The 2,615-nt window shown below is 58.8% G+C and carries 3 protein-coding genes and 1 pseudogene (1 of these 4 cut by a window edge); all 4 read left to right on the top strand.

What is annotated here, in order from left to right; genetic code table 11:
- The first annotated feature begins 5 nt into the window (after positions 1–5).
- A complete protein-coding gene (locus FVQ81_18235) occupies positions 6–770 on the top strand; it encodes an NAD-dependent protein deacylase (GenBank protein ID MBW7998469.1) in 765 nt (254 codons plus the stop codon).
- A 132-nt stretch (positions 771–902) separates the two neighbouring features.
- Positions 903–2,132: a tetratricopeptide repeat protein gene (locus FVQ81_18230; GenBank protein ID MBW7998468.1), complete on the top strand. Its 1,230-nt coding sequence runs from the start codon at positions 903–905 to the stop codon at positions 2,130–2,132.
- Between the two features lie 181 nt (positions 2,133–2,313).
- On the top strand, positions 2,314–2,615 hold a 302-nt coding region (locus FVQ81_18225), incomplete at its 3' end, for an efflux RND transporter permease subunit (protein ID MBW7998467.1).
- Positions 2,591–2,615 (top strand): annotated as a pseudogene (locus FVQ81_18220) (efflux RND transporter permease subunit); it runs 328 nt beyond the window's last position. The gene FVQ81_18225 and the pseudogene FVQ81_18220, both read left to right, overlap by 25 nt.

Raw genomic sequence — 2,615 nt, 5'->3', positions numbered from 1 at the left:
TGGAACTGGTTCGCGGCGCGCAACGAATCGTCGTGTTCAGCGGCGCCGGAATCAGCACGGAATCGGGAATCCCCGACTTCCGGGGTCCGGGCGGCGTTTGGGAGAAATTCGATCCCAGCGATTTTCATATCGACCGCTTTCTGGCCACCGAAGAATCCCGGCGCCGCTATTGGCAGCGCAGCACGGCCATGTACAACCAGATTCTGATGGCCCGCCCCAACGAGGCCCACCAGGCCGTGGTGACCCTGGAAAAGATGGGCAAGCTGGGCGCGGTCATCACCCAGAATGTGGACGGATTGCACCAGGCCGCCGGCACCTCGCCGGAAAAGGTAATCGAATTGCACGGAACCACCATGTTCGTCTCCTGCCTGTCCTGTGGGCACCGGGTGGACCGCACGGCTTTCCAGCCCCTGGTTTCCGGGGAGGGGGATGCGCCCCCCTGCCCTGAGTGTGGGGGATTGATGAAGCCGGCCACCATCTCCTTCGGGCAGATGCTCACGCCGGAAAGCCTGGAGCGGGCGGCCGAAGAGACCGGGAAATGCGACCTGTTCCTGGTGATCGGTTCCTCCCTGGTGGTCTACCCGGCGGCGGAGTTCCCCCTGCGCGCGATCCAGGGCGGTGCGCCCCTGGTGATCCTCAACCGGCAGGATACACCCCACGACGCCCATGCCACCCTGGTGCTGAACGACTCCGCGGGTGAAGTGATGCGCGGCGTGATCGCCGGATTGGAAGAAGAACTCGTACCGGTTGCGGCGCCATTGCCGTCCTGACCCGCTCCGCGAACTTTTATGGTAAAAGGCCAAGGGATAACGGGCCGGGTCTGGGAATTGTTTACTTGATTCGTGGTATGGAGGGGTGAACATTGCGGATGGTTCCCGGCAGTTACATCTGGGAGATATCGGATGAAATTGAAAACCATCATCCTTCTTTTATCCGTGCTTGCCGTCATATCGCAAGGATGCCAGACGCTGGAACCCGGCGATCCCACGGTGTACTATCTGCGTGGACTCGAACTGCATGAACAAAAAAAATACCAACGGGCCATCCGGGACTTTGACCGGGCCATCGAAATCGATCCCAATTATACCCTGGCCTACCTCTATCGAGGCGATGCTTACCATGAGCTAAAGCGATACAAACAGGCCATCCGGGACTACGGCCGGGGCCTCGAGCTTAATCCGAATAACCCCCTCGCCTACCACAACCGGGGTCTTGCCTACAATCACCTCGAGCAATACAAGCGAGCCCTCCAGGAATTCGACCGGGTCATCGAGCTCAATCCCAATATGGCGTTTGCCTACTTCAGTCGGGGTATGACCTACGAACAGCTCGAGCAATACAAGCGAGCCCTCCAGGATTACGACCGGGCCATCGAACTCGATCCCAATTTTGACCCTGCCAACCTCAACCGGTTTCTTGGCATCAGTAAACTGGAGGATAATCGTCGGGGCACCCAGGACTTGGAGCGGGCCCTCGAACTCGATACAAGTTCGGATCTACCACGCTTCTTGATGAAATTTGACCAGGCGGACCTCGATAAAAACCAGCGGGCCCTCAAGAAATTCGAGCGGGCCCTAGAGCTCGATCCCAATGACCCCCACGCCTACCTCGAACGGGGAATTTTCCATATAAACGATTACCAATACCAGCGGGCCCTTCACGACCTGAACAGGGCCATCGAACTCGATCCCAATTTCGCCCTTGCCTACCATAACCGTGGTTTGGCCTACAATGGCCTCAAGCAATACCAACGGGCCCTCCAGGACCTGAACCGGGCCATCGAACTCGATCCCAACAATCACCGCGCCTACATCAATCGAGGCAATGCTTACATTGGCCTAAAGCAATACAAGCGGGCCCTCCAGGATTTAAACCGTGTTCTCGAGCTCGATCCCAACAATACCCGTGCCTACCTCAACCGGGGTAAGGCCTACAATGGCCTCAAGCAATACCAACGGGCCATCCGGGAATTCAAACGGGTGCTCGAATTCGATCCCAATTCCTTTGAAGAAGAAATGGACCGGTTTCTTGCCGATTTGAGTATTCACCATGCCAAACAATGCCGGGTTTGGAGTCAGGCCTGCCAATCGAATCAGGGTAAATGGTGCAAAACCCGCCTCAAAAACTGCTGACGCGGGAGCATTCCCCTTCGACCAATTGGCTTCAACGGGCGGCGGAAATTTTACCCGGGTCTGGTACACTGGGAGCAGACGCACTCCCATGGGACTCAAGCATGCTGTTCGAGGAGAAAGAGCCATGCCGCCCTCCCCTCGGATTCCGGATGAATTCCCAATACCCCCGTAGCGGATTTTGATGCGCCCTCCAGCCACCCCCTCCCCGTCCGAGTCCGGACCGTCCATCCCCGCCGACGGCGCCCCCTCCCTGTTCCGCCTGGCCATTCGCCGTCCGGTGGCGGTGACCATGATCTCCCTGGGGGTGCTGATCTTCGGCGCGGTGGCGTATCAACGGCTGGAAGTGGCGCTGCTGCCCCGTTTTTCCCATCCCACCCTGACGGTGCGTACGGCCTACCCGGGCAGCGCCCCGGGGGAGGTCGAGCAATTCGTGACCGCTCCCCTGGAAGCCCAGCTCAGTGTCGCCTCCGGTCTGGTGGAACT

The sequence above is a fragment of the Candidatus Glassbacteria bacterium genome, assembly GCA_019456185.1.
In the GTDB taxonomy this organism is placed as follows: domain Bacteria; phylum Gemmatimonadota; class Glassbacteria; order GWA2-58-10; family GWA2-58-10; genus JAJRTS01.
The sequence above is the reverse complement of the archived record's forward strand: the minus strand, read 5'-3'. Positions and strand labels throughout refer to the sequence as shown.